We start from the raw sequence: 25900 nt of genomic DNA on the forward strand, positions 1-25900 counted from the left end.
CGGAGGATAGGGGATTTGAACCCCTGAGGGCTGTTAACCCAACCCGCGTTCCAGGCGAGCGCCATAGGCCACTAGGCGAATCCTCCGTCGAGCAATATACCGGCTGCCCCCCGGGTTCGACCAAATCGGGTAGTCGGGGCCTACTTCTTGCGCAGTCCGTCCAGGGCTTTCTGGACCTGAGCCTTGGCGACCTGAGCGACTTCTTCCTTGCTCACGGTCTCGCCCTCGCCGCGGTCGACGCTGATCTCCACCTTGACCGAGACATTGCTGTCGCGGACGGCCACGGTGTAGTCGAGCACGGTGAACGAGGAGTAGTCGCGGACCTCGGCGTGCCAGTAGCCCTCCTCGCCGATGCCGGTGACATCGCCGGAGGACAGGCCGCTGCCGGTGGTGCCGGTGTCGTACTGCTTCCAGTTCTTGTAGGACGGATCACCGTAGGCGCTGTTGAACGCCACTTCGAGGGTGATGTCGGCCTCGTTCGTGTGGTATTTGTTCGTGGTCGACTGGCTCTCGTAGCCGGCCTGGCAGTTGAGGCTGCCGCCGCTGTAGTCGGTGGGCTGGGTCTCGGAATGCTCCGGGGTGCCCGAGGAGGTGGAGGCCCACTTGGTGAGCACCGACGGATCGATCAGGCTGCACGCATTGGTGACCTTCTCCATGGAGTAGTTGCCGTCCATGGCCTCTTTGTCGCCGCCCAGCCCGGCGGTGATCGACGGCGAGTCCTCCTGGGTCAGCGCGATGGCGCCGATGCCGATGCCGACCAGCACCACCAGGCCGATCACGCCGCCGATGATCCAGCCGGCCTTGCCGCCGCCACCGGACGGGGGCGGCGGGGCCGGATAGTTGTAGCCGCCGGCGGGCGCGTACTGCGGCTCGGGCGCGTACTGCTGATTGGGGTAGGCCTGCTGGCCGGTATAGGCCGGCTGCGCCTGCGGCATGGGCGGGTAGGTCTGCTGCGGCGGCAGCTGCTGGGCCGGCGGCGTGTACGGCGGCACCGCTCCGGCGTTGTAGTTCAGCATGGTCGGATCGGCGACCGGTTGGCTCGAGTCGGTCCCGGCGGGCGGCGTGGACCACCACTGCGCGGTTTCCTGGTGCTCGGCCGGATCCTGCGGTCCGCCCGAACCTGGATTGGAGCTAGTCACTACTGGATTCCCCTCCGGTACTGAGCGGGTCGCCCCGCCATGTCGGGAGCATCGTAACGACCCGGGGCGGCGCGGGTCTCGGTGAGCCGCTACACTGGCCGACGGATCCAGCGCGGCGCGCATCCTGTGAACTCCCCCAGGGCCGGAAGGCAGCAAGGGTCAACGGGCTCTGCCGGGTGCGCTGGGTCCCCTTTCATTTATGGGGTCCTTCCGGGGCGAATTCCGAGGCATATATAGCTCCCATCCAGCCCGCGCCGCCGAGTAACGTGGGCGCTTGGGTCCGCGCGGACCCGGACAAATAACTCCTAGCCCCTGGAAAGGCTGCCTGATGCCTCGGCAAACGCAGATCGGTTTGATGAGCCATGCGGAACTCGTCACGGAACACGAGACGCAGAACGCGAACTACGCGAAGCTCAAGACCGAGAAGCTGACGCTGGACATCACCCGCGGCAAGCCCGCGCCCGAGCAGCTGGACCTGTCTCTGGATCTGCTGTCGCTGCCGGGCAATGACGACTACCGCGACGGCAACGGCACCGATGTCCGCAATTACGGCGGTCTGCACGGCCTCCCGGAACTGCGCGCCATCTTCGGTGAGCTGCTCGGCATCCCGGTGTCGAATCTGCTGGCCGGCAACAATGCCAGCCTGCAGCTCATGCACGACGTGATCGTGTTCTCCATGCTGCACGGCAATGCCGACTCCCCGCGCCGCTGGGTGGACGAGCCGGTGCTCAAGTTCCTGTGTCCCGCACCGGGTTACGACCGGCACTTCGCCATCACCCAGTCGCTCGGCTTCGAGATGATCCCGATCCCGATGGGCCACGACGGGCCGGATGTGCACGCCATCGCCGAACTGGTGGCCGCCGATCCCAGCATCAAGGGCCTGTGGGCGGTGCCGAACTACTCCAACCCCACCGGTGTCACCTTCTCCGAAGCCGTGACGCGCGAACTGGTTTCGATGCCTGCCGCCGCGCCGGACTTCCGCCTTTTCTGGGACAACGCCTACGCGGTGCACCCGCTCACCGATACCGCCGATCCGGTCCTGGATGTGCTCGGCATGGCGGAGGCGGCCGGAAACCCCAACCGCCCCTACGTCTTCGCCTCCACCTCGAAGATCACCTTCGCGGGTTCGGGCGTCAGCTTCTTCGGCTCCTCCACCGCCAACCTGGAGTGGTACCTCAAGCACGCGGGCAAGCAGAGCATCGGCCCGGACAAGGTCAACCAGCTGCGGCACCTGCGCTTCTTCGAGGACGCCGAGGGCGTGCGCGCGCACATGCAGAAGCACCGCGCCATTCTGGAGCCGAAATTCAAACTGGTGCTGAAGGTCCTGGAGGATCGCCTGGGCGCCTCCAAGGTGGCGTCCTGGACCGAGCCCAAGGGCGGCTACTTCATCAGCCTGGATGTGCTGGAGGGCACCGCGAGCCGGGTGGTGGCGCTGGCCAAGGACGCGGGTATCGCGCTGACCCCGGCGGGTTCGTCGTTCCCGTACGGAAACGACCCGGAGGACAAGAACATTCGCCTCGCGCCGAGCTTCCCGTCGCTGGCGGAGCTGGAGAAGGCCATGGACGGCGTCGCGACCTGTGTGCTGCTCGCCGCCACCGAGAAACTGTTGAACCAGTAGGACGGCGAAAGGGGCGCGCACCGGCCGGTGCGCGCCCCTTCTCATGTCGCGTCAGGCGGGCTTGTGGGCCAGCACTGCGAAGATGGTCACCGACAGGTGGATGTCCCCGCTGCGCGCACCGGCCTCGAGATCGGCCAGCAGTTGGTCCCGCTGCTTCTCGGTAATGGCGTGCCGGGCCACCGCCCGGTCGGCGATGCGCGCTACCAGTGCGCCCGCGCCGACGCTGCCGTCCTGGACGAGGGCGTGCGAGCCGATATCGTCCACGACCAGCCCGGCCGCGGTGAGCTGCCCGGCCAGCTTCCGGCCCGCGAACGGGTTGGTGGTGCCCGCGATCATGGTCTCGATGACCTCGTGCACCACGCTCCGGTCGCCCGGATGCACGATGGCGGTGCCCCAGTCGCTGTCCATGAGGACCACCCGGCCGCCCGGCTTCAGCACCCGCGCGATCTCGCCGACGGCGCGGGCCGGGGCGGTCAGGTGCTGGAAGACGCGTTCGCAGAGGGCGGCGTCGAAGCTGTCGCTGCCGAACGGCAGCCCGTAGGCGTCGCCGGTCACGAATTTGGCGGTCGAGCCGGCCTGTGCGGCGCGGCGCTCGGCGGCCGCCAGCAGGTGCGGATCGGGTTCCACGCCCATGGCCGTGCCGGTGGGCCCGACCAGTTCGGCGAAGGCCATCACCTCCGAGCCGGAGCCGGATCCGATATCCACGGCGCTCTCGCCGGGCTGTAGCGCGAGCGCTTCGTGAGCCCAGTTCCGCAGCCGCTTGATTCCGGGTAGCGCGGCTTGCAGATCCTGGACGTCGACCAGTTGATCCTGGCCGTCGCGGTCGAAACGGTCCGGTCGCAGTCCGGACCCTGCGCCGGGGTGCGGCGCGGTTCCCACTGAAGAAATAGCCATGGTGTCGGGCATGGCGCCGAGCCTAGTCGTGACCCGCGTCACCGCAACCGCGGATGGATGCGATGATTCATGGCATGGTGAGTCGCAAGCTGATGATTGCTCAGGAACCCGCCGCCGACGAACTTCTCTCGACGGATGATTTCGCCCTTTTGGTGGGAATGACCCTCGATCAGCAGTACCCCATGGAGCACGCCTTCCGCGGTCCGCAGAAAATCGCCGACCGGATGGGCGGGTTCGATATCCACACAATCGCCGCCGCCGATCCGGCCGAATTCGAGGAACTGGCCGCCACCCCGCCGGCCATCCACCGCTACGGGCGTTCCATGGCCCGGCGGGTCCAGGAGCTGGCCCGATACATCATCGACAACTACGGCGGCGAAACCTCCGGCCTGTGGACCGACGGTAATCCGGATGGCAAGGAAGTACTGCGGCGGCTGAAAGCGCTGCCGGGTTTCGGGGACCAAAAGGCCCGAATCTTCCTGGCTCTGCTGGGTAAACAGGGCGGCCTCACCGCCAAGGGCTGGCGCGAAGCGGCCGGGGCGTACGGCGAGGACGGTTCCCGCCGTTCGGTCGCGGATGTCACCGATGCCGAATCCCTCACTCAGGTACGGGAATTCAAGAAGCAGGCGAAGGCCGCCGCGAAGGCGAAGTAGCCGGTATCGAATCAGGGTGGTTTTTACCCTCCCCGGCGATTCTCCGATCCTCTTATATGTGACACAGTCCGCTGGTCAGCAATCAGCGGGCAAAGTTCACTGTTCGGGCACCTTGGCGACATCTTGCGTTTGTCGCGCCCGGTTTCGATCTTCTCGTCCCGGCAGGGGCGTCCGAAACACCTGATGAGAGAACCGAAGAAATGCTGATGAGGAAATTCGCCGCTACGTCGGCGCTGCTGATCGCTGCCCTGGGCGTCACCGCAGGCACCGTCAACGCGGCGCCCGCTGCCGAGGCCGAGGCGATCAACTACGCGACCACCGTCACCGACACGCAGACGATCATCCGGACCGATGCCGGTTCCATGGTCGTCGAGGACGGTGTCTTCAAGGTCAAGGCCGCCAATGGCACCACGGTTGCCGGTACCGAGCTGAAGTTCCGCGTGGACGATTTCGAGTTCCCGATCGCCGCCGAGATCTCCGACCGCACCGCGACGCTGACCCCCGAGTTCACCCTCGAGAAGGCTGTCTACAAGCCGGTCGCGCTGCCCTACGAGAACCAGGCGCCCTGGAAGAGCGAGTACGACCGTGAGGTCGCCGCGTGGTCCCGCCTGACCAGCACCATCTCCATGGGCGCCACCATCGGCACCCTGGGCGGTGGCATCGCCGGCGCGGCGATCGGCTGCGCCCTCGGCGCCCTCACGCTGGCCGCCGTGACCGCCCCGCTGGCGACCATGTTCGGCGCCGGTCCGCTCGCCGGATGCCTCATGGGCGCCGCTGCGGTCGGCTTCCTGGGCACCCTGCTGGGCCAGGTCTTCGTGACCGCTCCGGTCGCGATTCTGGCCGCCGCCCAGTACTTCACCACGATCAACCAGCCGTTCACCCCGCCGGCCAAGTAATTCCGGCTCCAATGGAGTGAACCTCGCGGGCGGACACCGCAAAACAACGAACCCGCTCGGTCGCAGCGACCGAGCGGGTTCGTTTGTTCCTTCTCAATGTATATCGCACCCGGGGGCTTGCGGCAAGGCCCCGGCTATGCCGCAGAATCACTGCCCTAAGCCAGAACCTGCGGAATTGGAGTTGCCTGAATGCGTGTACTGAACACCGACGTCGTCATCGTGGGTGCGGGTCCGACCGGGCTGATGCTGGCGGCCGAACTGCGGCTGGCCGGGGTGCAACCGCTGGTGCTGGAGCGGCGGCTGCATCAGCACAACGTGCCGAAGGCCAGTGGGCTCGGTGGGCAGATCGTGGATCTGCTGCGCTACCGCGGTGCGCTGGAGCCGATCCTGACGGCCAGCGGGGGCTTCCACCCGGCGGCCCGATTCCCGTTCGGCGGTGTGCATCTGGACTTCACCCAGCTGCTGGATCCGCCGATGCGGGCGATGCCGCTCGCGCAGGCGCGACTCGAGGAGCTGCTCGCCGAGCGGGCCGGGGCGCTCGGCGCCGAGATCCAGCGCGGGCACGAGGTGGTCGCGGTCGGCCAGGACGAGGAGTCGGTGACCGCCGAGGTGCGCGGGCCGGACGGCGAGTACCGGGTGACCGCCCGCTACCTGGTGGCCTGTGACGGTGGGCGCAGCCGGGTCCGGGAGCTGGCCGGAATCTCCTTCGACGGCACCACCTATCCGGAGATCAACCGATTCGCCACGGTCACCGTGGGGGATTCGGTGACCGTGCTCGGCAACGGCGACCTCGAGGTGCCCGGATTGGGCACGCTCCATGCGGGTTTCACCCGGACCGAGCGCGGCCTGTTCGCCTTCGGCACGGCCATTCCCGGTGAACCGATCAGCGTCTTCACCACCGAGGACGAATCCGCCGCCGACGAATACAACACCGACGAGCCGATGACTCTGGACGAGATCCGGGACAGCATCCGCCGTGTGCTCGGGGTGGAGCTGCCGGTGCAGAACCCGACCCGGCTGTCGCGCTTCATCTTCCAGGCCCGGCAGGCGGATCGCTACCGCGCGGGCCGGGTGCTGGTGGCCGGCGATGCGGCCCATCAGTTCCCCGCCACCGGCGTGGCGCTCAACGCGGGCATGCTCGACACGGTCAACCTGGCCTGGAAGCTGGGCGCCGAAATCCAGGGCTGGGCGCCGGCCGGGCTGCTGGACACCTATCACGAGGAACGCCATTACGCCGGGGCTCGCACACTGGTGCACACCCAGGCGCAGGTGGCGCTGCGGCGCGGGCAGGACGCGGCGGCCGACGCGCTGCGCACGGTCTTCCAGGAAATGGTCGCCGACGAGCCGGCCGCCCGCCGCATCGGCTCCTGGATCGCGGGCAGCAATATCCGCTACGCGCTGCCCAATCCGAATGAGCACGCCCTGACCGGCGCCTTCGCACCCGATCTGGCGCTGCACACCGATGCGGGCACGACCAGCGTCGCCGAGCTCATGCACGCCGCCCGGCCGATCCTGCTCGACCTCGCCGACAGCGCGGAGCTGCGCGAGGCCGCCCGGGAGTGGCTGCCGCGCATCGAGATCGTCACCGCCAAGACCGATGATCGGCCGGCGGACGCGCTGCTGATCCGCCCGGACGCTCATATCGCCTGGGCCGCGACGATCGATCAGCCCGCCGTTGCCGCCGTGCCCGAGCTGCGCGCCGCGCTCGCACACTGGTTCGGCGCACCCTTGTGATCCCGGTGAGCGCAATCCTGTCGCACCGCTGACCGCGCTGCTGGACTGGATGGGCCGGGTGAGCGATCGTGTCGCCCGGTCCAAGCTAGTTCGGAAAGTGGGAAACCGGTCATGTCAGAGGAAACCGCCGGAGAGCAGGTCGCGGCGGCGACCGGGAAATGGTCCTGGGTGACCGAGGATTGGCTGGCGGTCATCGCCGGGCTGACCCTGATCGCACTCGTGCTCACCGGCGTCGTGCCGGACAAGTGGGTGCCGTGATGAGCGAGAGCACCGCGAAGGCCGTTGTGCGGGAGGATGTGTCGGGGGCCGCGCAATCGGAGCCCGTGCCGGAGCGGGCGGCCGCTCCGCGGGGTGGCAATCCGGTGGCTCTGGCCGTCGCCGGTATCGCCGCGGTGATCGTGCTCGGTTCGATCACCCGGTACCTGGACGTGAATGTGCCCAAGTGGGCGGCGGGGACGTCGTTCGCGAAGGTGGCCAAGACCATCGAGTTCCCCATCTATGCCATCGTCCTCGGGTTGCTGGGCAATGTGGCGCTGTGGAAGCTCGGTCTGCGGGAGCGGATTTCGGCGGGATTCCGGACCGAGTTCTTCATCAAGACCGGTGTGGTGCTGCTGGGCGCCTCGATCAATCTGAAGATTCTGGCCACCGCCGCCGGGCCCGCCATCATCCAGGCGCTGCTGCTGATCACCGCGGTGTTCGGGTTCACCTGGTGGTTCGGCGGATTCCTGGGTATCGACGATCGGCTGCGGGCGCTGCTGGCGTCGGCCGTGTCCATCTGTGGCGTGAGTGCCGCCATCGCGGCGGCGGGTGCGGTGCAGGCCAAGAAGGAGCAACTGGCCTACGCCGCATCGATGGTGATCGTGTTCGCCCTGCCGTCGATCTTCATCCTGCCCTGGGCCGCAGAGCTTTTCGGGCTGTCCGATGCGGTGGCCGGTGCGTGGATCGGCGGCAATATCGACACCACCGCGGCGGTCGCGGCCTCCGGCGCCCTGGCCGGTGAGGACGCCCTGCAGATCGCGACCATTGTGAAGACCACGCAGAACGCGCTGATCGGCCTGGTCGCCATCGCGCTCACCGCGTACTTCGCGCTGAAGGTGGATCGCACCGGGACCGCGCAGCGCCCGACCATCGGCGAATTCTGGGCCAGGTTCCCGAAGTTCGTGCTCGGCTTCGTCGCTGCCTCGGTGCTCGGCACGCTGTACGTGCAGTACGCCGACAATGGCAAGGCGGCCATCGCCACGGTCAACGACCTGCGCACCTGGTTCCTCATCTTCGCCTTCGTCTCCATCGGCCTCGGGTTCTCCGCCAAGGGAATCCGGGAGGCCGGTCCCCGGCCGATCGTGGTGTTCGGTGCGGCCACGGTGGTGAACCTGCTGGTGGGTCTCGGGCTGTCGGTGCTGTTGTTCCACAGCTTCCAGCCCTGATACCCACCCCGTGCCCGGTCGGTGCCGGACGGCTGGGGAGTAGCGGCGAGCCCGCTCGGTCCGCGCGACCGGGCGGGCTCGCTGTGTTTCTGCAGGTAGCAAAACCCTTGCAGGGCAATTGAATTCACTATGATCGTGACCGGCGACAAGCGTCCGGCCGCTCCATAAATTCGTCCTATGAGCATCCTCGCCGCGCCTCCGGGAAAACCGGAAGCGGTTGCCGCCGACGACGGGGAATTGACCGTCGCCCCCACCCGCCATCCGTGGCGCTGGGTGACCGGGGGCATCGCGCTGGTGCTGGTCGCGCAATTCGTGCACGGCCTGGCCACCAATCCGGGCTGGGACTGGCCGGCCTTCGCCGACTACGTGACGGCCTCCTCGGTACTGGCCGCTCTGAAGGTCACGCTCGAGCTGACGCTGTGGGGCACCCTGCTGGGCTTCTTCCTCGGCATCTGGCTGGCCATCGGCCGGTTGTCGAAGAATCCGGTGCTGCAGGTGATCTCGTGGACCTACGTGTGGGCGTTCCGGTCCATTCCGCTGATCGTGCAGCTGCTGTTCTGGTTCAACCTGGCGTATCTGTACAAGCAGGTGTCGCTGGGCATCCCCTTCGGCCCCGAGTTCGTCCGCTTCGACACCAACAATGTGATCAGCGGATTCACCGCCGCCGTCATCGGTCTGGCGCTGCATCAGGCGGCCTATTCGGCGGAGATCATTCGCGCCGGCATCATCTCGGTGGATCAGGGCCAGTGGGAGGCCGCCAAGGCGCTGGGCCTGCCCTGGCGCCGCCAGTTCTTCACGGTCATCGCGCCGCAGGCCATGCGCGGCATTCTGCCCAATGCCGCGAACGAGGTGATCAGCCTGTTCAAGGGCACCTCGATCGTCTCCACCATGGCCATCGCCGAACTCTTCTACCAGGTGCAGGTGATCTTCGGCCGCAATGGCCGGGTGGTGCCGCTGCTCATGGTGGCGACGGTCTGGTACATCGTGCTCACCTCCGTCCTCAATGTCGTGCAGTACTACATCGAGCGGCACTACGCGCAGGGCAGCGTCCGGGAGCTCCCGCCCACGCCGTGGCAGCGGGTGCGCGCCGCCTACACCGATATTCGAGCGAAGGCGGCGGCGCGATGAGCGAGTACGCGGTCGAATTGCGCGGCGTCCGCAAGTCTTTCGGCGCGCACGAGGTGCTGGCCGGAGTCGATCTGGCGGTGCGCCCGGGTGAGGTCACCGTGGTGCTGGGCCCGAGCGGCTCCGGGAAGTCCACGCTGCTGCGCACCATCAACCATCTGGAACAGGTGGACGCGGGCACGGTCCGGGTCGGCGGCGAGCTGGTCGGCTACCGGCGCAAGGGCAACCGGCTGCACGAGCGGCCCGAGCGCGAGATCCTGCGGCAGCGCTCGCGGATCGGGTTCGTCTTCCAGAACTTCAACCTCTTCCCGCATCTGACCGCGCTGGAGAACGTGGCCCTGGCGCCCGTCGCCGCGCAGGGGCGGCCGAAGGCCGAGGCGCGCGCCGAGGCCGCGGAGCTGCTGGCCCGCGTCGGCCTGGCCGAGAAGGCCGATCAGTACCCGCGCCGCCTCTCCGGCGGCCAGCAGCAGCGCGTCGCCATTGCCCGCGCGCTGGCCCTGCGGCCCGAGGTGGTGCTGTTCGACGAGCCGACCTCGGCCCTCGACCCGGAACTGGTGGGCGAGGTCCTCGATGTCATTCGCGATCTGGCGCGCGGCGGGGCGACTCTCGTCATCGTCACCCACGAACTGGGGTTCGCCCGCGAGGTGGCCGACACGGTGGTGCTCATGGACGCCGGGCGGATCGTCGAACAGGGCCCACCGGAACAGGTCCTCGACAGCCCCTCCCATCCCCGCACCAAAGCCTTTCTCTCGCACGCGCTCTGACGTGCACCCCGAATGAATGAAGGAACCACCCATGTCCCTGTCGTCCCGTCGCAGACGGATCACCGCAGTCGCCGCCCTCGCCGTGCTGAGCCTGTTCGCGAGCGCCTGCGGCAATGGCGACGCCGCCGACACCGTCCAGGCCGTGAACGGCCAGAACTACGACCTGTCCCCGGAACAGCCGGGCCGGGTGCGCGCGGCCAAGGTGGATTCCATTGCCGCCCAGGTGCCCGCCGCCATTCGCGACCGCGGCACGCTGATCGTCACCGGATCCTCCGGCACCGGCCCGCCGCTGCGCGCCTACGCCACCGATGACCGCACCCTGGTCGGCTCCGAGGTCGACTTCGCCTATCTGGTGGCCGACATTCTCGGCCTGAAGGTGGAGATCCGCGCCGCCGACTGGGCGCAGAACTTCGTGAAGGTGGATTCCGGCGAGGTGGACGCCTTCATCTCCAATGTGACCGTCACCGAGGAGCGCAAGGAGAAGTACGACTTCGCCACCTACCGCCTGGATAATCTCGCCCTCGAGGTCCCCAAGGACTCGACGTGGACGTACACGGACCGGAAGTCCTTTGCGGGCAAGCGGATCGGCGTCGGCTCCGGCACCAACCAGGAGCAGCTGCTGGTGAAGTGGAACGAGGAGAACGTCGCCGAGGGCCTGCCCGCGATCGACCTCGCCTACTTCCAGACCACGACCGACTACTACCTGGCGCTGTCCTCCCACCGCCTCGACGGCTTCCTCGGCCCGAACCCGGCCGCCCAGTACCACGCCGCGGTCGCGAACCAGACCAAGGTGATCGCCACCTTCTCCGGTGCGGGCGACGCCCTGCAGGCCGAGATCGCCGTGCTCACCCGCAAGGACAACGGCCTCATCGGCCCGGTGCACCAGGCCCTGCAGCACGCCATCGCCCATGGCGACTACCAGAAGGTCATCGACCGCTGGGGCCTGGCCAGCGAGGTCGTCAAGGAATCCCGGATCAATCCGCCCGGGCTGCCCAAGAAGAAGGGATGAGCGTGACGCGCACCGTATTCCACGTCGGACAGCACGACCCCCTGGCCGCTCCGCTGCTGGCGGAGCTGGCCATCGAATACAGCGGCCGCTACGGCGGGACGCCCGGTGAGGTGCACGCCGACCTGGTCGGCTATCCGGCGAGCCGGTTCGCGCCGCCGGACGGCGATCTGCTGGTGGTGGTCGAGAGCGGAGAACCGGTGGCCGGCGGTGCGTTCCAGCGCTACGACGCGGAAACCGCGGAGCTGAAGCGGATCTGGACCGCGAGCGCACACCGCCGCAAGGGCCTGGGCCGGTTGGTGCTGGAGGAATTGGAGGCCGAGATCGCCCGGCGCGGTTACCGCCGCATCTATCTCACCACCGGCCCGCGTCAGCCCGAGGCCGTCGCGCTCTACACGGCCGCCGGGTACACCCCGCTGCCCCGCGATATCGAATCCCCGGTCGGCACGCTGCACCCGTTCGAAAAGTCCGTGGCCGCAGCCGAATCCGCACACCGGTCCGAGGAGTCCGAGGCGGTCCCGGCATGAAATTCCTGCAGATCACGCTCATCACCCACACACCCGACCCGGTGACCGGCGCGACCGAGACCGCGCAGCAGCGGCTGCGCCGGGTGGTCGAGAGCGCGAAACTCGCCGAGGAACTGGGTTTCGACGGCTTCGCCGTGGGGGAGCGGCACGAGGACCCGTTCCTTTCCTCCGCCCCGCCCGTGGTGCTCAGCCATATCGCCGCCGTCACCTCGCGCATCGCCCTGTTCACCGGCGTGACCACGCTGAGCCTGCTGGACCCGGTGCGCGCCTTCGAGGACTACTCCACCCTGGACAACCTCTCCGGCGGTCGCCTCGAACTCATTATCGGCAAGGGCAACGGCGCGGCGCAGGCCAAGCTGTTCCACGTCACCACCGACGACCAGTGGGATCGCAATCGCGAAGGCTACGAACTGTTCCGGCGGCTGTGGGACAGCGACAATGTCACCTGGCTCGGCCAATTCCGGCCCTCGCTGACCGAGGCCAAGGCCCTGCCCCGCCCGCTGCAGCCGCGCCTGCGCATCTGGCACGGCAGCGCCACCAGCCGCGAATCCGCGGATTACGCCGCGCGGCACGGTGATCCGCTGTTCTCCGCGAATGTCACCAACCCGGTCGAACCCTACGCGGATCTGGTGGCGCACTACCGCGAGCGCTGGGCCGCCTACGGCCACGATCCGGCCGACGCCCTCGTCGGCGCGGGCACCGCGGGCTTCCTGGTCACTCGGGACTCCCAGCAGGCCCTCGACAGCTACCGACCCATTTTCGAAGCCCGCCAGGCCGTGGCCCGGAAATTCGGCGTGCCCGTCGTCTTCGACTCCATCGAGGATTTCGCCGCCCGCTCCTCGGCGCTGATCGGCAGCCCGCAGCAGGTCCTCGACAAACTGCACCGCTACCACGAGCAGTTGGGGCACGAGGTGGTCCACCTCAGCGCCGACGGCGACGGCCTCACCGACAAGCAGCACCGCGAAAGCCTCGAACTGTTCCAGGCGGAGGTGGCCCCCGAACTGCGCCGCCGCATTCCGAGCCGCCCGCTCGGAGCCGACCGCTATCCCTCCGGAGATCCCCGATGAAACGTCCCCTGGCCCTGGCGGGCGCGCTCGCCGCCACCCTCTCGCTCGCGGCGTGCGGCGGCGACACCGGTGCGAGCGACACCTCCGGCCCGCCGCGTCCGGGCGGGACCCTGCGCTACGGCCTGTCGGTCGCGCCGACCTGCTCCGATCCGGTGCAGTCCATGACGAATCAGACCATCTACGTGACCCGGCAGATCGTGGACTCGCTGGTCGATCAGGATCCGGAGACCGGACAGCTGAAGCCGTGGCTGGCCGACAGCTGGTTCGTCAGCGCCGACGCCAAGCAGTTCGTCTTCCATCTGAAGCCCGGCATCACCTTCAGTGACGGCACCCCGCTCGATGCGGAGGCGGTGCGCAGGAACTTCGACGCCATCGTCGCGGTGGGCGGCGCCAAGGCGCCGCTCGCGGCCAGCTATCTGGCGGGCTACGCGGGCACCACGGTGGTGGATCCGCAGACGGTGCGCGTGGAATTCGGCACGCCCAACGCCCAATTCCTGCAAGCCGCCTCCACCGTGCAGCTCGGCATCCAATCCGTGGCCACCATTGCGAAACCGGCCGACGAGCGGTGCCTCGGGAACAATATCGGCAGCGGGCCCTTCACCTACGCCGACTGGAAGCAGGGCGCCGCGGCCACCCTGGCCAAGCGCACCGGATACGCCTGGGGCTCGGCGGTTTTCGCGCATCAGGGCGAGGCGTACCTCGACCGGATCGACTTCACCGTGGTCCCGGAGTCCGGGGTGCGCACCGGCAGCCTCGGCTCCGGCCAGCTCGACGCCATCAGTGACGCGCTGCCGCAGGATGTTCCGCAGATCGAGAGCGCCGGCGGGCGCGTGCAGTTCACCTCGAATCCGGGGGTGCCCTTCGGCCTGCAGCCCAATGTGACCCGCGGCGCCCTGCGCGATCCGGCGGTGCGGGCCGCGTTCCTGACCGCCCTCGACCGCCAGCAGCTGGTGGATACCGTGCTCGGCCCGGAATTCAAGACCGCCACCAGCGTGCTCGCCTCCCGCACCCCCGGTTACGTGGATCTGTCGGCCCGGGTGAAGTTCGATCCCGGGGCCGCGAAAAGGATTTTGGATCAAGCGGGTTGGGTGTCCGGTGCGGACGGCATCCGCGCCAAGGACGGTCAGCGCCTCACGGTGGGGGTGCTCTTCGCCCCGGTCTTCGCGGGCAATCAGGCCATTCTCGAACTCGCCCAGCAGCAGTTGCGCGCCGTCGGCATCGAACTGAAGCTCGACCCGGTCTCGGTGGCGGAGTGGACGACCCGGCAGAACGCCAAGGACTTCGACCTCAACTACTACAACACCACCCGCGCCGACGGCGATATCCTGCGCACCACCTTCGGCGTCGACCAGCGCAACCTCAATGACCGCGGCCCCAGCGAGAAGCTGGACGCGCTGCTCACCGCCCAGCTGTCCGCCACCGATGCCGCCGCCCGGGCGCGCATCCTCGGCGAGGCACAGGGCGCGGTGCTGGACGAGGGCCTGTGGATCCCCACGGTGGAGCTGTCGCAGGCCATCGGCGTGGCCGACAGCGTGGCCGACGTGAAGTTCGAGGCGTCCGCGCGCCTGCAATTCCACGACACCTGGCTGCGGCGGTAATTCCATGCGCCGGTACGTGATCGAACGGATCCTGCAAGCGGCGGGCGTGCTGTGGGCGGCCTTCACGCTGTCGTTCGCCGTGCTGTACCTGCTGCCCGCCGACCCGGTGGAATTGGCCGTGAACCGCAGCGAAGGCGCGCCCGTCGATGCCGCGGCCATTGCCGAGATGAAGGCCAGATACGGGCTGGATCAACCGATCTGGGAGCAGTACTGGACCGCGCTCTCGCATGCGGTGCGCGGCGATCTGGGCCGCTCCATCGGTACCGGACAGCCGGTGACCGAGGCGCTCGCCGAGGCCCTGCCCTCCACCTTGGCGCTGGCCTCGCTGTCCCTGCTGCTGGCGGTGGCGGGCGGCGGCGCGCTGGCCGTCGCCGCCGCCTATACCCAGCGCCCCCGGCTGCGCGCCCTTCTCACCGCGTTGCCGCCGATCGGCGCGTCCATGCCGACCTTCTGGGTGGGACTGCTGCTCCTGCAGGTGTTCTCGTTCCGATTGCGGCTCACCCCGGCCTTCGGCGGCGGCGGATTCAGCGGCGTCATCCTGCCCGCCGTCACCCTGGCCCTCCCGGTGGGCGCGGTCATCTCGCAGGTTCTCTACTCCAGCCTGATCACCACCTGGCGGCAGCCGTTCGTGGAGGTCGCCTTCGCCAAGGGCGCCTCGCGCTGGTGGGTGCAGCTGCGCCATGTGCTGCGTCCCGCCTCCGGGGCCGCGCTCACGGTGACGGGCCTGTGGGTGGGCACCGTCCTGGCCGGGTCCGTCGTTGTGGAAACCGTGTTCGCCCGCAATGGGATCGGCCGCCTCACCCACGAATCCGTGCTCACCCAGGACATCCCGGTTGTCCAAGGCATTGTCACCTTCGCCGCCCTGGTCTTCGTCTCCGTGAACCTGCTCATCGACCTCGTCCTCCCCCTGCTGGATCCCCGAGTCGCCCACAGCCGCCCGAACAAGGAGCGTGCCCATGCCTGAAACCACCATGACCCCCTCGACGGCGGCTGAGTCCCGCTCTCGGCATGCTGTCGCCCCCGGTACGACTGCGGTAGAACACACGGCGCTCGTCGCGGCCCCGTCGCGACTCCGCCGCGTCCTCGGGCGCGCACGGCACGCGGTGGAACGCACGGCGCATTCGGCCGCCGTCAACTCGGGCCGGGCGGAACCGCCCGTGACCGCCGCGGCGGACACCGGATTCCGCTCGCGGCGGCGCCTGCTGGTGTTCTCGCACGCGCTGGTCGATCCGGGCCTGGCCTATGTGTTCGACCAGGAAGGTGCGGCCGATGACTAGAGACGGGAGCCTCGCGCGCCCGCGGCATCCCTGGAACGGCATTCAGGTCCGACCGGGAGCCCGCCGATGACCGGAGCACAAGCGCCACTTGCCCGTTCGGTGGCGGGGCCGACCGCATCCGCGTCCACCACGCCCGGTCTCGCGGCGCCCGATGCGCCTGATTCGGCGGTGCCCGATGCGCCTGATTCGGCGGTGTTCGAGGCGTCCGATCCGGCGCTGCCTGACGCATCCGTGGCGGTTCCCGACGCGTCCGAGGCCGCGGTGTCCGAGGTGGCGGCACGGCGTGCGGGTGCGGCCCGCCGGGCTGTAACGGCGCGTCGCGCGGCCGGGTGGGTGCGGGGCAATCTCGGACTGGTTGTCGCGGGCCTCATTGTCGTGCTGGTGCTCGGCTGGGCGGCCGTGCCATCGCTGTTCGCCAGTGGCGATCCGCTGGCGGGCGTGCCCGCGCAGAAGTTCCAGGGCCCGAGTACCGAACACTGGTTCGGCACCGACCGGTTGGGCCGTGATCTGTATACCCGCGTGGTGCACGCTGCCGGGCTCTCGCTGAGCGCAACCGTTTTCGCGGTGTTGCTCGGATTGGTCGTGGGCGCGCTGATCGGCCTCGTCGCGGGCACCGCGGGGGGCGTCGTGGACACCGTCCTGTCCCGCGTCGTCGATGTGCTGCTGTCGATTCCGGAGCTGCTGGTCTCGCTGGCGCTGGTGACCGTCCTGGGCGTCGGCACCCGGAATGTGGCCATTGCCGTGGGCGTCGCACTGATCGCGCGCTTCGCCCGCGTCATGCGCGCCGAGGTGCTGCGGGTGCGCAATGCGCCGTATGTCGAGGCGGCCCTCGCCTCCGGCGTCCGGTGGCACACCGTGCTGTTCCGCCATGTGCTGCGCAATGCCTACGGACCGGTCGCGGCGCTGGCCGCCATCGAGTTCGGCGTCGCGGTACTGGCCGTGGCCGCGCTCAGCTTCCTCGGTTACGGCGCGGTCCCGCCGACGCCGGAATGGGGTTCGCTCATTGCCGAGGGCCGCAACTACCTGGCCACGGCCTGGTGGCTCACCACCCTGCCCGGTCTGGTGATCATCGCGCTGGTGCTCGCGACACAGCGCATCGCCCGCGCCATTCACAAGGACAATGCCCGATGAGCGATCCGCTGCTGACCATCGAGAATCTCCGGGTCGAGTACCGGGGCAGCACCGGCACGACGACCGCCGTCGCGGGGGCGTCGCTGCACATCGAACGTGGCGAGACCGTCGCGCTGGTCGGCGAATCCGGTTCGGGGAAGTCCACTCTCGCGCACGCGGTGATCGGACTGCTGAATGGCGGGACCGTCACCGGGGGCGAGATCACCTTCGCGGGCGAACGCCTCGATCGAGCCGGAGAGCGTGCGCTGCAACGTATTCGCGGTGCGCGCATCGGCCTGGTCCCGCAGGATCCGGGCACCGCGCTCAATCCGGTGCTGCGCATCGGCGACCAGGTGGCCGAGGTGCTGCGCATTCACGGCCGGGCCGACCGGCGCACCGCGCGCGCCGAGGCCATCGGGATTCTCGAGGCCGCCGGACTGGACCGGCCCGAGGTGCGGGCCCGCCAGTTCCCGCAGGATCTTTCGGGCGGCCAGCGGCAGCGCGTGCTCATCGGCATCGCCCTGGCCTGCACGCCGGAGCTGGTCATCGCCGATGAACCGACCAGCGCCCTCGATGTGACGGTGCAGCGCCGCATCCTGGACCACCTGGCCGAGCGCACCCGGGAGTCGGGCACCTCGGTCCTGCTCATCACCCATGATCTGGCCGTGGCCGCCGAACGCGCGGATCGCATCGTGGTGATGCGCGGTGGCGGGATCGTCGAAACCGGCACGGCCGCCGATGTTCTCGGCAATCCGCAGCACGAGTACACCCAGCGCCTGCTGGCCGCCGCGCCCGGTCTCGATCACGACTGGCGGCCCCGGCCCGCAGCGGCTCGCGACGGCGAGCCGTTGCTGTCCGCGCACGGCCTGCACAAGACCTTCCGCATCGCGCGCGGGGTGTCGCTCACCGCCGTGGACGATGTCTCGCTCACCATCGCACGCGGCGAAACCCTGGCGGTGGTCGGCGAATCCGGCTCCGGCAAGTCCACGACCGCCCGCATCGTCGCTCGCTTGGCCCCCGCGGATACGGGCACCGTCACCTTCGACGGCCGAGATATCGCACGCCTGCGCGGTGCGCAGCTGCGCGAACTCCGCCGCCGCATCCAGGTCGTCTATCAGAACCCCTACGTGTCACTGAATCCGAAACTCACCATCGCGCAGATCGTCTCGGAACCCTTGCAGGCGTTCGGCATCAGCGAGCGCCGTACGCGCCGCGACACCGTCGCCGAACTCCTGGACCAGGTCGCCCTGCCGAGCGACTACCTCGATCGCCGCCCGGCCGAGCTGTCCGGCGGCCAGCGCCAGCGCGTGGCCATTGCCCGCGCCCTGGCCCTGCGCCCGGAACTGCTGGTCCTCGACGAACCCGTCTCCGCCCTGGACGTCTCGGTGCAGGCCCAGATCCTGGAACTCCTGGAACGCCTGCAAGCCGAACTGCACCTGGCCTATCTGTTCATCTCCCACGATCTGGCCGTGGTCCGCCGCCTGGCCGACCGGGTCGCCGTCATGCGACAGGGCGTGATCGTCGAAACAGCGCCCACCGCGGACATTTTCGATTCTCCGCAGCACGCCTACACGCGTGAGCTGCTCGCCGCCGTACCCGCCTTCGAAAGGACCGCCTGATGCCGCACCCCACACCGCTGCTCCTCGGCCTGGAACTGTCCGGCACCGGCGCGCACCCCGCCTCCTGGCGCCGCCCGGATTCGCGCGCCGAACAGCTGTTCACCGCCGCCTACTGGCTCGACGCCCTGCGCGGCGCCGAGGAGGCGGGGATCGACTTCGCCTTCCTGCCGGACTCTTTCGCGCTCCAGGAGGAAGGGGCCAAGGGCCGCCTGGACGCGATCGCCGTGGCCGCGCGGGCCGCCGCGGCCACCCATCGCATCGGCCTCATCCCGCAGGCCGCGGTCACCCACACCGAGCCGTTCCATATTTCGAAGGCCATCGCCAGCCTCGACTTCGCCACCGTCGGCCGCGCCGGCTGGGAGGTGACCGTATCGGCGGGACAGGCGGCGCTGTTCGGCCGCAAAGCCGAACAGGATGAGCGATCGCGCTGGCACGAGGCCGACGAGGCCGTCGAGGTGGTCACCCGGCTGTGGGACAGCTGGGAGGACGACGCCGAGATCCGCGATCGGGCCACCGGCCGGTTCATCGACCGGGACAAGCTGCACTACATCGATTTCGAGGGCGACAACTTCTCGGTCAAGGGCCCGTCCATCACGCCCCGCCCGCCACAGGGGCAGCCGCTGGTGGCCGTGCGCGCCGCCGATCCGCACAGCACCCGGGTCGCAGTGCACCGCGCCGACCTCATCCGCATCACCGCCCCCGATCTCGCGACGGCCGCGGCCACTCGCGCCGAGCTGCGTGCCGCCGTCACCGCGGCGGGGCGGGAGGCCGACCGGGTGCGCATCCTGCTCGACGTGGACATTCATCTCGCGGCCACCCCCGACCGGGCGGCCGCCGAGGTCGCCCAGCTGGAGGACTGGGCCGCCAGCGCCGCACCCGGCACCGTCTTCCATATCGGCACCCCCGCCGAACTGCGGGACCTCTTGCGGCAGATCGGAACCGAGGCCGCCGCGGACGGCGTGGTGCTGCGCCCGCTGGCCCTGCCCGCCGTCCTCCCGCAGCTGTCCGCGCTCACCCCCACCCTGCGCGAGCGCCTCGGCCTGCCCCGTCCCGCCAACCGCTACGCCCACGCCTGAGGAGAACCATGCCGGACCATCCGATACGCAAGCGGATTCACCTCGCCGCCCACTTCCCGGGCGTCAACCACCACACCGTGTGGACCGATCCGGACTCGGGCAGCCAGATCGACTTCGACTCCTTCGTGCACCTGGCGCGCACCGCCGAACGCGGGCTGTTCGACTTCTTCTTCCTGGCCGAGGGTTTGCGGCTGCGCGAACACCGGGGCCGCATCCACGACCTGGACGTGGTCGGCCGCCCCGACACCCTGGCCGTGCTCAATGCCCTGGCCGGGGTCACCACCCATCTCGGCCTGGCGGGCACCATCAACACCACCTTCAACGAACCCTTCGAGCTGGCAAAGCAATTCGCCTCCCTCGACCACCTCTCCGGCGGGCGCGCCGCCTGGAACGCCGTCACCTCCTCGGACGCCTTCACCGGTGAGAACTTCCGTCGCGGCGGCTATCTCGACCACGCCAAGCGCTACACCCGCGCCGCCGAGGTCGTGGACGCCACCCGCGCGCTGTGGGACAGCTGGCCCGCGGACGCCCTGCTCGTCGACCGGCAGCGCGGCGTCTTCGCCCGGCCCGCACCGGCCGTCCGATTCACCAGCGACCAGTTCGACATCGACGGCGAGTTCGTGCTGCCGCGCAGCCCGCAGGGCTATCCGGTGCAGATCCAGGCCGGCGATTCCGATGAGGGCCGCGAGTTCGCCGCCGCCAAGGCCGATGTCATCTTCAGCGCGCACGGCGAGCTGGAGGACGGGCGGCAGTTCTATCGCGACGTCAAGGACCGGCTCGCCAAATACGGCCGCCGCCGCGACGATCTGAAGATCCTGCCCGCCGCCGGTTTCGTGCTCGGCGATACGCCCGCCGAGGCCGAGGAGAACGCCCGCCGCATCCGCCGCCAGCAGGTGACGCCGCAGACGGCCATCGCTTTCCTGGAGCAGGTGTGGGGACGCGATCTCTCGGCCTACGACCCGGACGGGCCGCTGCCCGATATCGATCCGGTCGACAATGCGAACATCACCCGCGGCCGCGTCCGCCACGCCAAGGATCCACTCGCCGTGGCGAATGCGTGGCGCGCCAAGGCCGAGGCCGGGAATCTCAGCATTCGCGATCTGATCATCGAGACCACCGCCCGCCAGCAGTTCGTCGGCACCCCGCGCCAGGTCGCCGCCGATATCGACCACTACGTGCAGAGCGATGCCGCCGACGGTTTCGTTCTCGTCCCGCACCTCACCCCCACCGGGCTCGACGAATTCGTCGACAAGGTGATCCCCGAACTGCAAGCGCTCGGCAGCTTCCGCACCGAGTACACCGGCCCGACCCTGCGTGATCACCTGGGTCTGCGGCATCCCCATCACGGCACCGAAGGAGTACGCGCATCATGACCGCAACCGTCACCGAATTCGAGCAGCAGTGGGCCGAGTGGCGCAGTGAGCGGGACCGCTGGGCGCGGCAGCCCTTGGGCTGGCTCAGCCTGACCGGGCTGCACTGGCTCGGCGAGGCCGGGGAAATCTTCGACGGCTTACCCGGCACGTGGCGGGCCGATGGTGAAAACGTCCATGTCACGGTCGAATCCGAGCCGCGGCCGGGCGGGGACGAACTGTGGTTCGACGGCCGGGTGCTGTCGGGCACGACCACGCTGACGCCGGGCGAGGGACAGCCCGGACTCGAGGTGACGACCGGGCAGCGGGTCATCGAAGTGATCCGCCGCAGCGGGCAATTCGCGCTCCGCATTCACGACCCGGTGGCGCCCGCCCTGGCGGCGTTCACGGAAATCCCGGCGTACCAGGCGGATCCGCGCTGGGTCGTCACCGGCCGCTTCGAGGGGTACGAGGTCGCCCGGGTCGTCACCACCGGCGCGGTGGTCGACGGCCTGGTGCACCACCATCCGGCCACCGGCGCCGTCACCTTCCGGCTCGGCGAGGCCGAACACCGGCTCATCGTCTTCGGCAGCCACACCACGGGACTGCACGTCCTGTTCACCGATGCCACCAGCGGCGTCACCACCTACGGCGGAGCCCGTCGCCTCGACCTGCCCCGTCCCGGCGCGGACGGCGCGGTGGTGCTCGACTTCAACCGGGCCGCCAACCTGCCCTGCGCCTTCACCGACTACGCCACCTGCCCGGTCGCCCCCGCCGAGAACCGCCTCCCGCTGGCCGTCGAAGCGGGCGAACGGGATCCGCGCAAGGAGTACACCGCATGACCATCCCGCTCTCGGTCCTGGACCTGTCCCCGATCAGCGCCGGCTCCAGCGTCCGGCAGGCCCTGCGCAACACCATCGACCTGGCCCGGCACGCCGAACGCCTGGGCTACCAGCGCTTCTGGATCGCCGAACACCATTTCGCCGCGGTGGCCAGCGCCGCCCCGACCACGCTCATCGGGCTCATCGCCGCCGCCACCGAATCCATTCGCGTCGGCACCGCCGCCGTGCAGCTGGGCCATCACACCTCTGCATCGGTGGTGGAGGCCTTCGGCACGGTCGATGCGCTGTACCCGGGCCGCCTGGATCTGGGCCTGGGCCGCTCCGGCCACCGCGGCGACAAGGTGCGCTCGGCCGATGTGCCCCCGGCGCCCGCCCCCGACCAGCCCGCCGAGGTCCGCGACGGTGTGGTCATCCCGCCGCCGTTCGCTCCCGGCCGGGTGCTCGACACCACTCGGCTCGCCGCGAGCCTGGAGAGCCTGTATCTGCCCGGCGCGCAGCCGCTGCCCTACACCCGGCAGGTGCAGCAGATCCGCGCCCTGCTCGACGGCACCTACACCTCCGCCGAGGGGGTGTCGCTGCGCGCGATTCCCGGGGAGGGCGCGGACGTGCAGCTCTGGCTGTTCGGCAGCAGCGGCGGCGAAAGCGCCCAGCTGGCAGGGCAATTGGGGCTGCCGTTCGCGGCGAACTACCACGTTTCCCCGGGCACCATCGTGGAGACCGTGGAGTCCTACCGCTCGGCCTTCCGGCCCTCGGCCCGCTATCCCCGCCCCTACCTGGTGGTCTCGGCGGATGTGGTCGTCGCCGAGGACGATGCGACCGCACGCCATCTGGCCTCCACCTACGGCCACTGGGTCTACAGCATTCGCAGCGGCGCCGGCGCGGCCGAATACCTGGACCCGGACACCGCACCGCCGCTCTCCGAGGAGCAGCGCAGCCTGGTCGAAGATCGCCTGACCACCCAGTTCGTCGGCGCACCCGCGACGGTCGCCGAACGCCTCACCGCGCTCCAGCGGCTCACCGGCGCGGACGAACTCCTCATCACCAGCGTCACGCACGATCACGAGGACCGCCTGAACTCCCACCGCCTGCTGGCGCGGGAATGGGGCCTGACCCACGTGCGCGCCGCCTGAGACGCTCCGCCGCTCGTCAGGGAAGGGGACTCCGGAAACGAGCGGCGGAGCACCGCACCGGGCGCTGGGCCGAGCGCGGTGCGGTTCCAGGGCCGGGTCCGGACAGTGGACCGTCCGGGCCCGGCTCGCGGACATCCTCGCGAATGGCCGGAGCGCCCATCACGGCACAGCGTCACGACAGTGGGAATCCCCGCCGGACCTGTTGTCCGGCGGGGATTCCCGTGTGCTCAGCGCGCGGTGCGGGTCGCCCGCCGCATGGCCGAGAGCGGGTCGGCGTAGAACACGCTCAGCGAGGTCACCGCGGCCGCGAACTCCTGCACCCGGCCACCGAAGCGGCTGATGCGCAGATCCGCGGCCGGCAGCGTGGTGCTCTCCGCGAACGCCTGCGCCACCCGCTCCATGCCGGGCCGGTAGCCGGTGAACGCCTGACCGCCCAGGACCACCCGCTCCGGATTGAACATATCGCGCACCAGAGCCGCTGCGCGGCCGAGGATTTCGGCCCGTTCCAGCAGCAGGTCCCGGGCCGGGGCGTTACCGCCGTCGGCGGCCCGGTACAGGTCGGTCACGAGCGGCCGGCGCGGCGCCTCCGGCCGGGGCAGAATGCCCTTGCGCACCGCGCGTTCCAGCAGCGCCCGCTCCCCGACGGTGGCCTCCAAGCAGCCGCGACGGCCGCAGGTGCACTCCACGTCCGAGCCGGTCGGCAAGTGCGCGATCGAGCCGGGTCCATTGGCGGGCGTGTGCACCCGATCGTGCAGAGTGACCGCCACACCGGCGGTTTCGCGAGCGTAGATGTACAGGCTGCTGCCCGGACGAGGCTCCTCGCCCGAATCCCGCCCCGCGAGCAGCAGTTCGGCGGCCGCCATGGCCTCCACATGCGTGGACACCGACACCGGCAGATCCAGCACACTGCTGAACACCGCCGCCACCGGCGCGGCCTGCCAGCCCAGCCGCGGATGATCGACCTGCCCGGCGGTGGGCTCCACCCGCCCGGCCAGGGCGACGCCGGTCCACAGCGGCTTGCGCCGCGGCAGCCGATCCAGGAAGGCCTTGGCGCTGCGCGCCACAATGGTCAGCGCCGCGTCCTGACCCGTTTGCGGAGTGGCGATTTCGAGCCCGCCGAGAATCCGCCCGGACAGATCGGCGGCCACGATGCGCGTGACCGTGGAGCCGATGTGCACGCCCAGGGTCACATACGAATCGGTGTCGACCTCGAACGGCACCCGCGGCCGGCCGACCGCGCCGGACGCGGTGAGATCGGCCCGCTCGCGCAGCAGTCCCGCCGAAAGCAGCGCCGACACTTGGCGATTCACGGTGGCGATGCTCAGCCCGGTGGTCTGGGCGGCGATATCGCGGAAGAGCGGTCCGCGAGTGGCGGCGCGCAGCACGGCGGCCGCCGGATTGTCGGTGATCCGCAGTTCCGGCGGCACCGCGGGCCGGGCCGGGGCCAGGCGCGCCGTGGTGACGGCGGCGGCCTTCGGACCGGCGATTTTCTGAGTTCGGTCGAGCGTGGGGGAAGACAAATTCGAATCCTTGCTGCGGTCCCACTGCGACGACAGGGAGACGGATGCCTACAGGAGCGATCAGCTGTGCAGCGAGGAACCCGGATACGGGTGATCCGGAATCAGTACTCGGCTGCGCGACGGCAGGAACAACACAGTTCCCGCTGACGCGGCAGCCGCACACCCAGCGCGACGGTCACATAGGTGACCCGCGCGGCCTTGGGGCGACTGGAAGACATGGGATCAAAGTTAACATCCGGCTCAGCCCAATAGGAAGCCGTGTGCGTTCCGCGCACGCCTTCCGGGACCCAGAACACTCGGGAAATGCCTGGTGCACACGCATTCCGATCACCGTGATTCGAAGCTGTGACCCGGCCCGCACGGGTGGCGCAATACCCCGATCCGGCGGCATTCCGGCAGGCCGCGCGCTCGGGCGGGCGGCGTAGAAGCTCACCGCCCCCGCGGCGGCCGCCGTGCGTTCGGGTAGGGCGGCCCGCACCGCCATTACTCTCTGAAACCGCAGGTCAACGGCGGAAAGGAGATGAGGATGCCGCCGGAACCGATACCGCTGCGCGCTCCGGTCCGCCGGGCCGACCGCGCCCGCCAGGTGGCCGACATCCTGCGCCAGCAGGTGCACGCCGGCGCATTCGACCGCGCGCTGCCCAGCGAGGCGGAGCTGGCCGCCGAATTCGCGGTCTCCCGCAATACCGTGCGCGACGCCCTCGCACTGCTCAAGGACGAGGGACTCATCGAACGCGCCCCCAAAATCGGCACCCATGTCGCGCGCCGCAAATACGACCACGGCCTCGACGCCCTGCTCGGGCTGAAGGAAACCCTGCGCGGCCACGGCGAGGTCCGCAATGAGGTGCGCGCCGCGACCCGCGTCACACCGCCGGCCGTCGTTGCCCGGCGGTTGCGGCTCGAGCCCGGGCAGCCCGCCATCTATATCGAGCGGCTGCGCTGGTTCGGCGATCTGCCGCTCAGCCTGGACCTCACCTATCTGGTCCCGGATATCGGCGACGAGGTGATCACCCGGGATCTGGAGACGAACGACCTGTTCGCTCTGATCGAGCAGATCAGCGGCGGACCGCTCGGCTCGGCCGAACTGGCCCTGGAGGCCATCACCGCCGACGCCCACTCCGCCGCCACCCTGCAACTTCCCGAGGGCGGCGCGCTGCTGTTGCTGGAGCGGCTCACCAAGCTCGAGGACGGCCGCCCGGTCGATCTCGAATACATCCGGATGCGCGGCGACCGGATCACCATGCGCGGCAGCCTCACCCGGCCGCCCGAACGCACCGATTGGAGGCTGACCTGACATGGCCCTGGTCAATCAGCGCACCGATGTTCCCGTGACCATCGACGAATCCCTGTGTATCCAGGGCTGCACGCTGTGCGTGGAGATCTGCCCGCTCGACTCGCTGGCCATCGACCCGGACAACGGCAAGGCGTACATGCACGTCGACGAGTGCTGGTACTGCGGCCCCTGCGCGGCGCGCTGTCCCACCGGCGCCGTGACCGTGAACATGCCCTACCTGCTTCGCTGAATACCTAGG

Annotated in this window: 25 protein-coding genes, 1 tRNA gene and 1 other RNA gene; 23 read left to right on the forward strand and 4 right to left on the reverse strand. The window is 69.5% G+C overall.

Going from position 1 to position 25900, the window contains the following annotated elements; all coding sequences use genetic code 11:
* A tRNA-Ser gene (locus tag ACYQ5L_RS01330) sits at window positions 1-86 on the reverse strand.
* Window positions 87-140: 54 nt separating this feature from the next.
* Complete coding sequence (locus tag ACYQ5L_RS01335; protein WP_459954995.1) at window positions 141-1139, reverse strand: hypothetical protein; 999 nt, start codon at window positions 1137-1139, stop codon at window positions 141-143.
* A gap of 100 nt (window positions 1140-1239) precedes the next feature.
* On the opposite strand from ACYQ5L_RS01335, the gene ffs reads away from it, so the two are divergent.
* An RNA gene (gene ffs, locus ACYQ5L_RS01340) (signal recognition particle sRNA small type) lies at window positions 1240-1334 on the forward strand.
* 133 nt (window positions 1335-1467) lie between these two features.
* Window positions 1468-2757 carry an aspartate aminotransferase type Ic gene (locus tag ACYQ5L_RS01345; RefSeq protein ID WP_459954996.1) on the forward strand — a complete coding sequence of 430 codons (1290 nt, stop codon included), beginning with the start codon at window positions 1468-1470 and terminating at the stop codon, window positions 2755-2757.
* A gap of 51 nt (window positions 2758-2808) precedes the next feature.
* Here the strand turns inward: ACYQ5L_RS01345 and ACYQ5L_RS01350 are convergent, their stop codons facing one another.
* On the reverse strand, window positions 2809-3663 hold the full coding sequence (locus ACYQ5L_RS01350; protein ID WP_459954997.1) for a methyltransferase domain-containing protein: 855 nt from the start codon (window positions 3661-3663) through the stop codon (window positions 2809-2811).
* A gap of 62 nt (window positions 3664-3725) precedes the next feature.
* Between ACYQ5L_RS01350 and ACYQ5L_RS01355 the strand changes: the two genes are divergently transcribed.
* The 19 genes from ACYQ5L_RS01355 to ACYQ5L_RS01445 all read left to right on the forward strand — a co-directional run bounded on the left by ACYQ5L_RS01355 (window position 3726) and on the right by ACYQ5L_RS01445 (window position 22848).
* A complete protein-coding gene (locus tag ACYQ5L_RS01355; RefSeq protein ID WP_459954998.1) occupies window positions 3726-4304 on the forward strand; it encodes an HhH-GPD-type base excision DNA repair protein in 579 nt (192 codons plus the stop codon).
* 200 nt (window positions 4305-4504) lie between these two features.
* Entirely contained in the window at window positions 4505-5200 is a 696-nt protein-coding gene (locus ACYQ5L_RS01360) for a DUF8020 domain-containing protein (RefSeq protein ID WP_459954999.1), read from the forward strand.
* Between the two features lie 189 nt (window positions 5201-5389).
* The gene (locus ACYQ5L_RS01365; RefSeq protein WP_459955000.1) at window positions 5390-6934 is read left to right on the forward strand and encodes an FAD-dependent monooxygenase; all 1545 of its coding nucleotides are present in this window, start codon (window positions 5390-5392) and stop codon (window positions 6932-6934) included.
* A 111-nt stretch (window positions 6935-7045) separates the two neighbouring features.
* Window positions 7046-7192: a hypothetical protein gene (locus ACYQ5L_RS01370; RefSeq protein WP_379194091.1), complete on the forward strand. Its 147-nt coding sequence runs from the start codon at window positions 7046-7048 to the stop codon at window positions 7190-7192.
* The gene (locus ACYQ5L_RS01375) at window positions 7192-8358 is read left to right on the forward strand and encodes a YeiH family protein (protein WP_459955001.1); all 1167 of its coding nucleotides are present in this window, start codon (window positions 7192-7194) and stop codon (window positions 8356-8358) included. Before ACYQ5L_RS01370 ends, ACYQ5L_RS01375 begins: the two co-directional genes overlap by 1 nt.
* 177 nt (window positions 8359-8535) lie before the next feature.
* Window positions 8536-9486 (forward strand): amino acid ABC transporter permease, encoded by a 951-nt coding sequence (locus ACYQ5L_RS01380; RefSeq protein WP_459955002.1) that lies wholly within the window; start codon window positions 8536-8538, stop codon window positions 9484-9486.
* On the forward strand, window positions 9483-10247 hold the full coding sequence (locus ACYQ5L_RS01385; RefSeq protein ID WP_459955003.1) for an amino acid ABC transporter ATP-binding protein: 765 nt from the start codon (window positions 9483-9485) through the stop codon (window positions 10245-10247). The genes ACYQ5L_RS01380 and ACYQ5L_RS01385 overlap by 4 nt, the downstream gene beginning before the upstream one ends.
* A 31-nt stretch (window positions 10248-10278) precedes the next feature.
* Window positions 10279-11256 carry an ABC transporter substrate-binding protein gene (locus tag ACYQ5L_RS01390; RefSeq protein ID WP_459955004.1) on the forward strand — a complete coding sequence of 326 codons (978 nt, stop codon included), beginning with the start codon at window positions 10279-10281 and terminating at the stop codon, window positions 11254-11256.
* A complete protein-coding gene (locus ACYQ5L_RS01395) occupies window positions 11253-11780 on the forward strand; it encodes a GNAT family N-acetyltransferase (RefSeq protein WP_459955005.1) in 528 nt (175 codons plus the stop codon). Before ACYQ5L_RS01390 ends, ACYQ5L_RS01395 begins: the two co-directional genes overlap by 4 nt.
* On the forward strand, window positions 11777-12847 hold the full coding sequence (locus ACYQ5L_RS01400) for an LLM class flavin-dependent oxidoreductase (protein WP_459955006.1): 1071 nt from the start codon (window positions 11777-11779) through the stop codon (window positions 12845-12847). Before ACYQ5L_RS01395 ends, ACYQ5L_RS01400 begins: the two co-directional genes overlap by 4 nt.
* Window positions 12844-14445 carry an ABC transporter substrate-binding protein gene (locus tag ACYQ5L_RS01405; RefSeq protein ID WP_459955007.1) on the forward strand — a complete coding sequence of 534 codons (1602 nt, stop codon included), beginning with the start codon at window positions 12844-12846 and terminating at the stop codon, window positions 14443-14445. Before ACYQ5L_RS01400 ends, ACYQ5L_RS01405 begins: the two co-directional genes overlap by 4 nt.
* A gap of 4 nt (window positions 14446-14449) precedes the next feature.
* Window positions 14450-15409: an ABC transporter permease gene (locus ACYQ5L_RS01410; RefSeq protein WP_459955008.1), complete on the forward strand. Its 960-nt coding sequence runs from the start codon at window positions 14450-14452 to the stop codon at window positions 15407-15409.
* Window positions 15402-15722 (forward strand): hypothetical protein, encoded by a 321-nt coding sequence (locus ACYQ5L_RS01415; protein ID WP_459955009.1) that lies wholly within the window; start codon window positions 15402-15404, stop codon window positions 15720-15722. Before ACYQ5L_RS01410 ends, ACYQ5L_RS01415 begins: the two co-directional genes overlap by 8 nt.
* 66 nt (window positions 15723-15788) lie before the next feature.
* Entirely contained in the window at window positions 15789-16853 is a 1065-nt protein-coding gene (locus ACYQ5L_RS01420) for an ABC transporter permease (protein WP_459955010.1), read from the forward strand.
* Window positions 16850-18451 carry an ABC transporter ATP-binding protein gene (locus ACYQ5L_RS01425; protein WP_459955011.1) on the forward strand — a complete coding sequence of 534 codons (1602 nt, stop codon included), beginning with the start codon at window positions 16850-16852 and terminating at the stop codon, window positions 18449-18451. The genes ACYQ5L_RS01420 and ACYQ5L_RS01425 overlap by 4 nt, the downstream gene beginning before the upstream one ends.
* On the forward strand, window positions 18451-19527 hold the full coding sequence (locus ACYQ5L_RS01430; RefSeq protein WP_459955012.1) for an LLM class flavin-dependent oxidoreductase: 1077 nt from the start codon (window positions 18451-18453) through the stop codon (window positions 19525-19527). Before ACYQ5L_RS01425 ends, ACYQ5L_RS01430 begins: the two co-directional genes overlap by 1 nt.
* Window positions 19528-19535: 8 nt before the next feature.
* Entirely contained in the window at window positions 19536-20900 is a 1365-nt protein-coding gene (locus ACYQ5L_RS01435; RefSeq protein ID WP_459955013.1) for an NtaA/DmoA family FMN-dependent monooxygenase, read from the forward strand.
* The gene (locus tag ACYQ5L_RS01440) at window positions 20897-21718 is read left to right on the forward strand and encodes a DUF1684 domain-containing protein (protein WP_459955014.1); all 822 of its coding nucleotides are present in this window, start codon (window positions 20897-20899) and stop codon (window positions 21716-21718) included. The genes ACYQ5L_RS01435 and ACYQ5L_RS01440 overlap by 4 nt, the downstream gene beginning before the upstream one ends.
* On the forward strand, window positions 21715-22848 hold the full coding sequence (locus tag ACYQ5L_RS01445) for an LLM class flavin-dependent oxidoreductase (RefSeq protein ID WP_459955015.1): 1134 nt from the start codon (window positions 21715-21717) through the stop codon (window positions 22846-22848). Before ACYQ5L_RS01440 ends, ACYQ5L_RS01445 begins: the two co-directional genes overlap by 4 nt.
* Window positions 22849-23075: 227 nt before the next feature.
* Here ACYQ5L_RS01445 and ACYQ5L_RS01450 read toward each other — a convergent pair whose 3' ends face one another.
* Window positions 23076-24368, reverse strand: a complete 1293-nt coding sequence (locus ACYQ5L_RS01450) for an ROK family protein (RefSeq protein ID WP_459955016.1) — start codon at window positions 24366-24368, stop codon at window positions 23076-23078.
* Window positions 24369-24894: 526 nt separating this feature from the next.
* Here ACYQ5L_RS01450 and ACYQ5L_RS01455 point away from each other — a divergent pair.
* A complete protein-coding gene (locus ACYQ5L_RS01455; RefSeq protein WP_459955017.1) occupies window positions 24895-25662 on the forward strand; it encodes a GntR family transcriptional regulator in 768 nt (255 codons plus the stop codon).
* A gap of 1 nt (window position 25663) precedes the next feature.
* The gene (locus tag ACYQ5L_RS01460; protein WP_379194107.1) at window positions 25664-25891 is read left to right on the forward strand and encodes a 4Fe-4S dicluster domain-containing protein; all 228 of its coding nucleotides are present in this window, start codon (window positions 25664-25666) and stop codon (window positions 25889-25891) included.
* The last annotated feature ends 9 nt before the right edge of the window (window positions 25892-25900 follow it).

The sequence above is a fragment of the Nocardia sp. IFM 10818 genome, assembly GCF_054655275.1.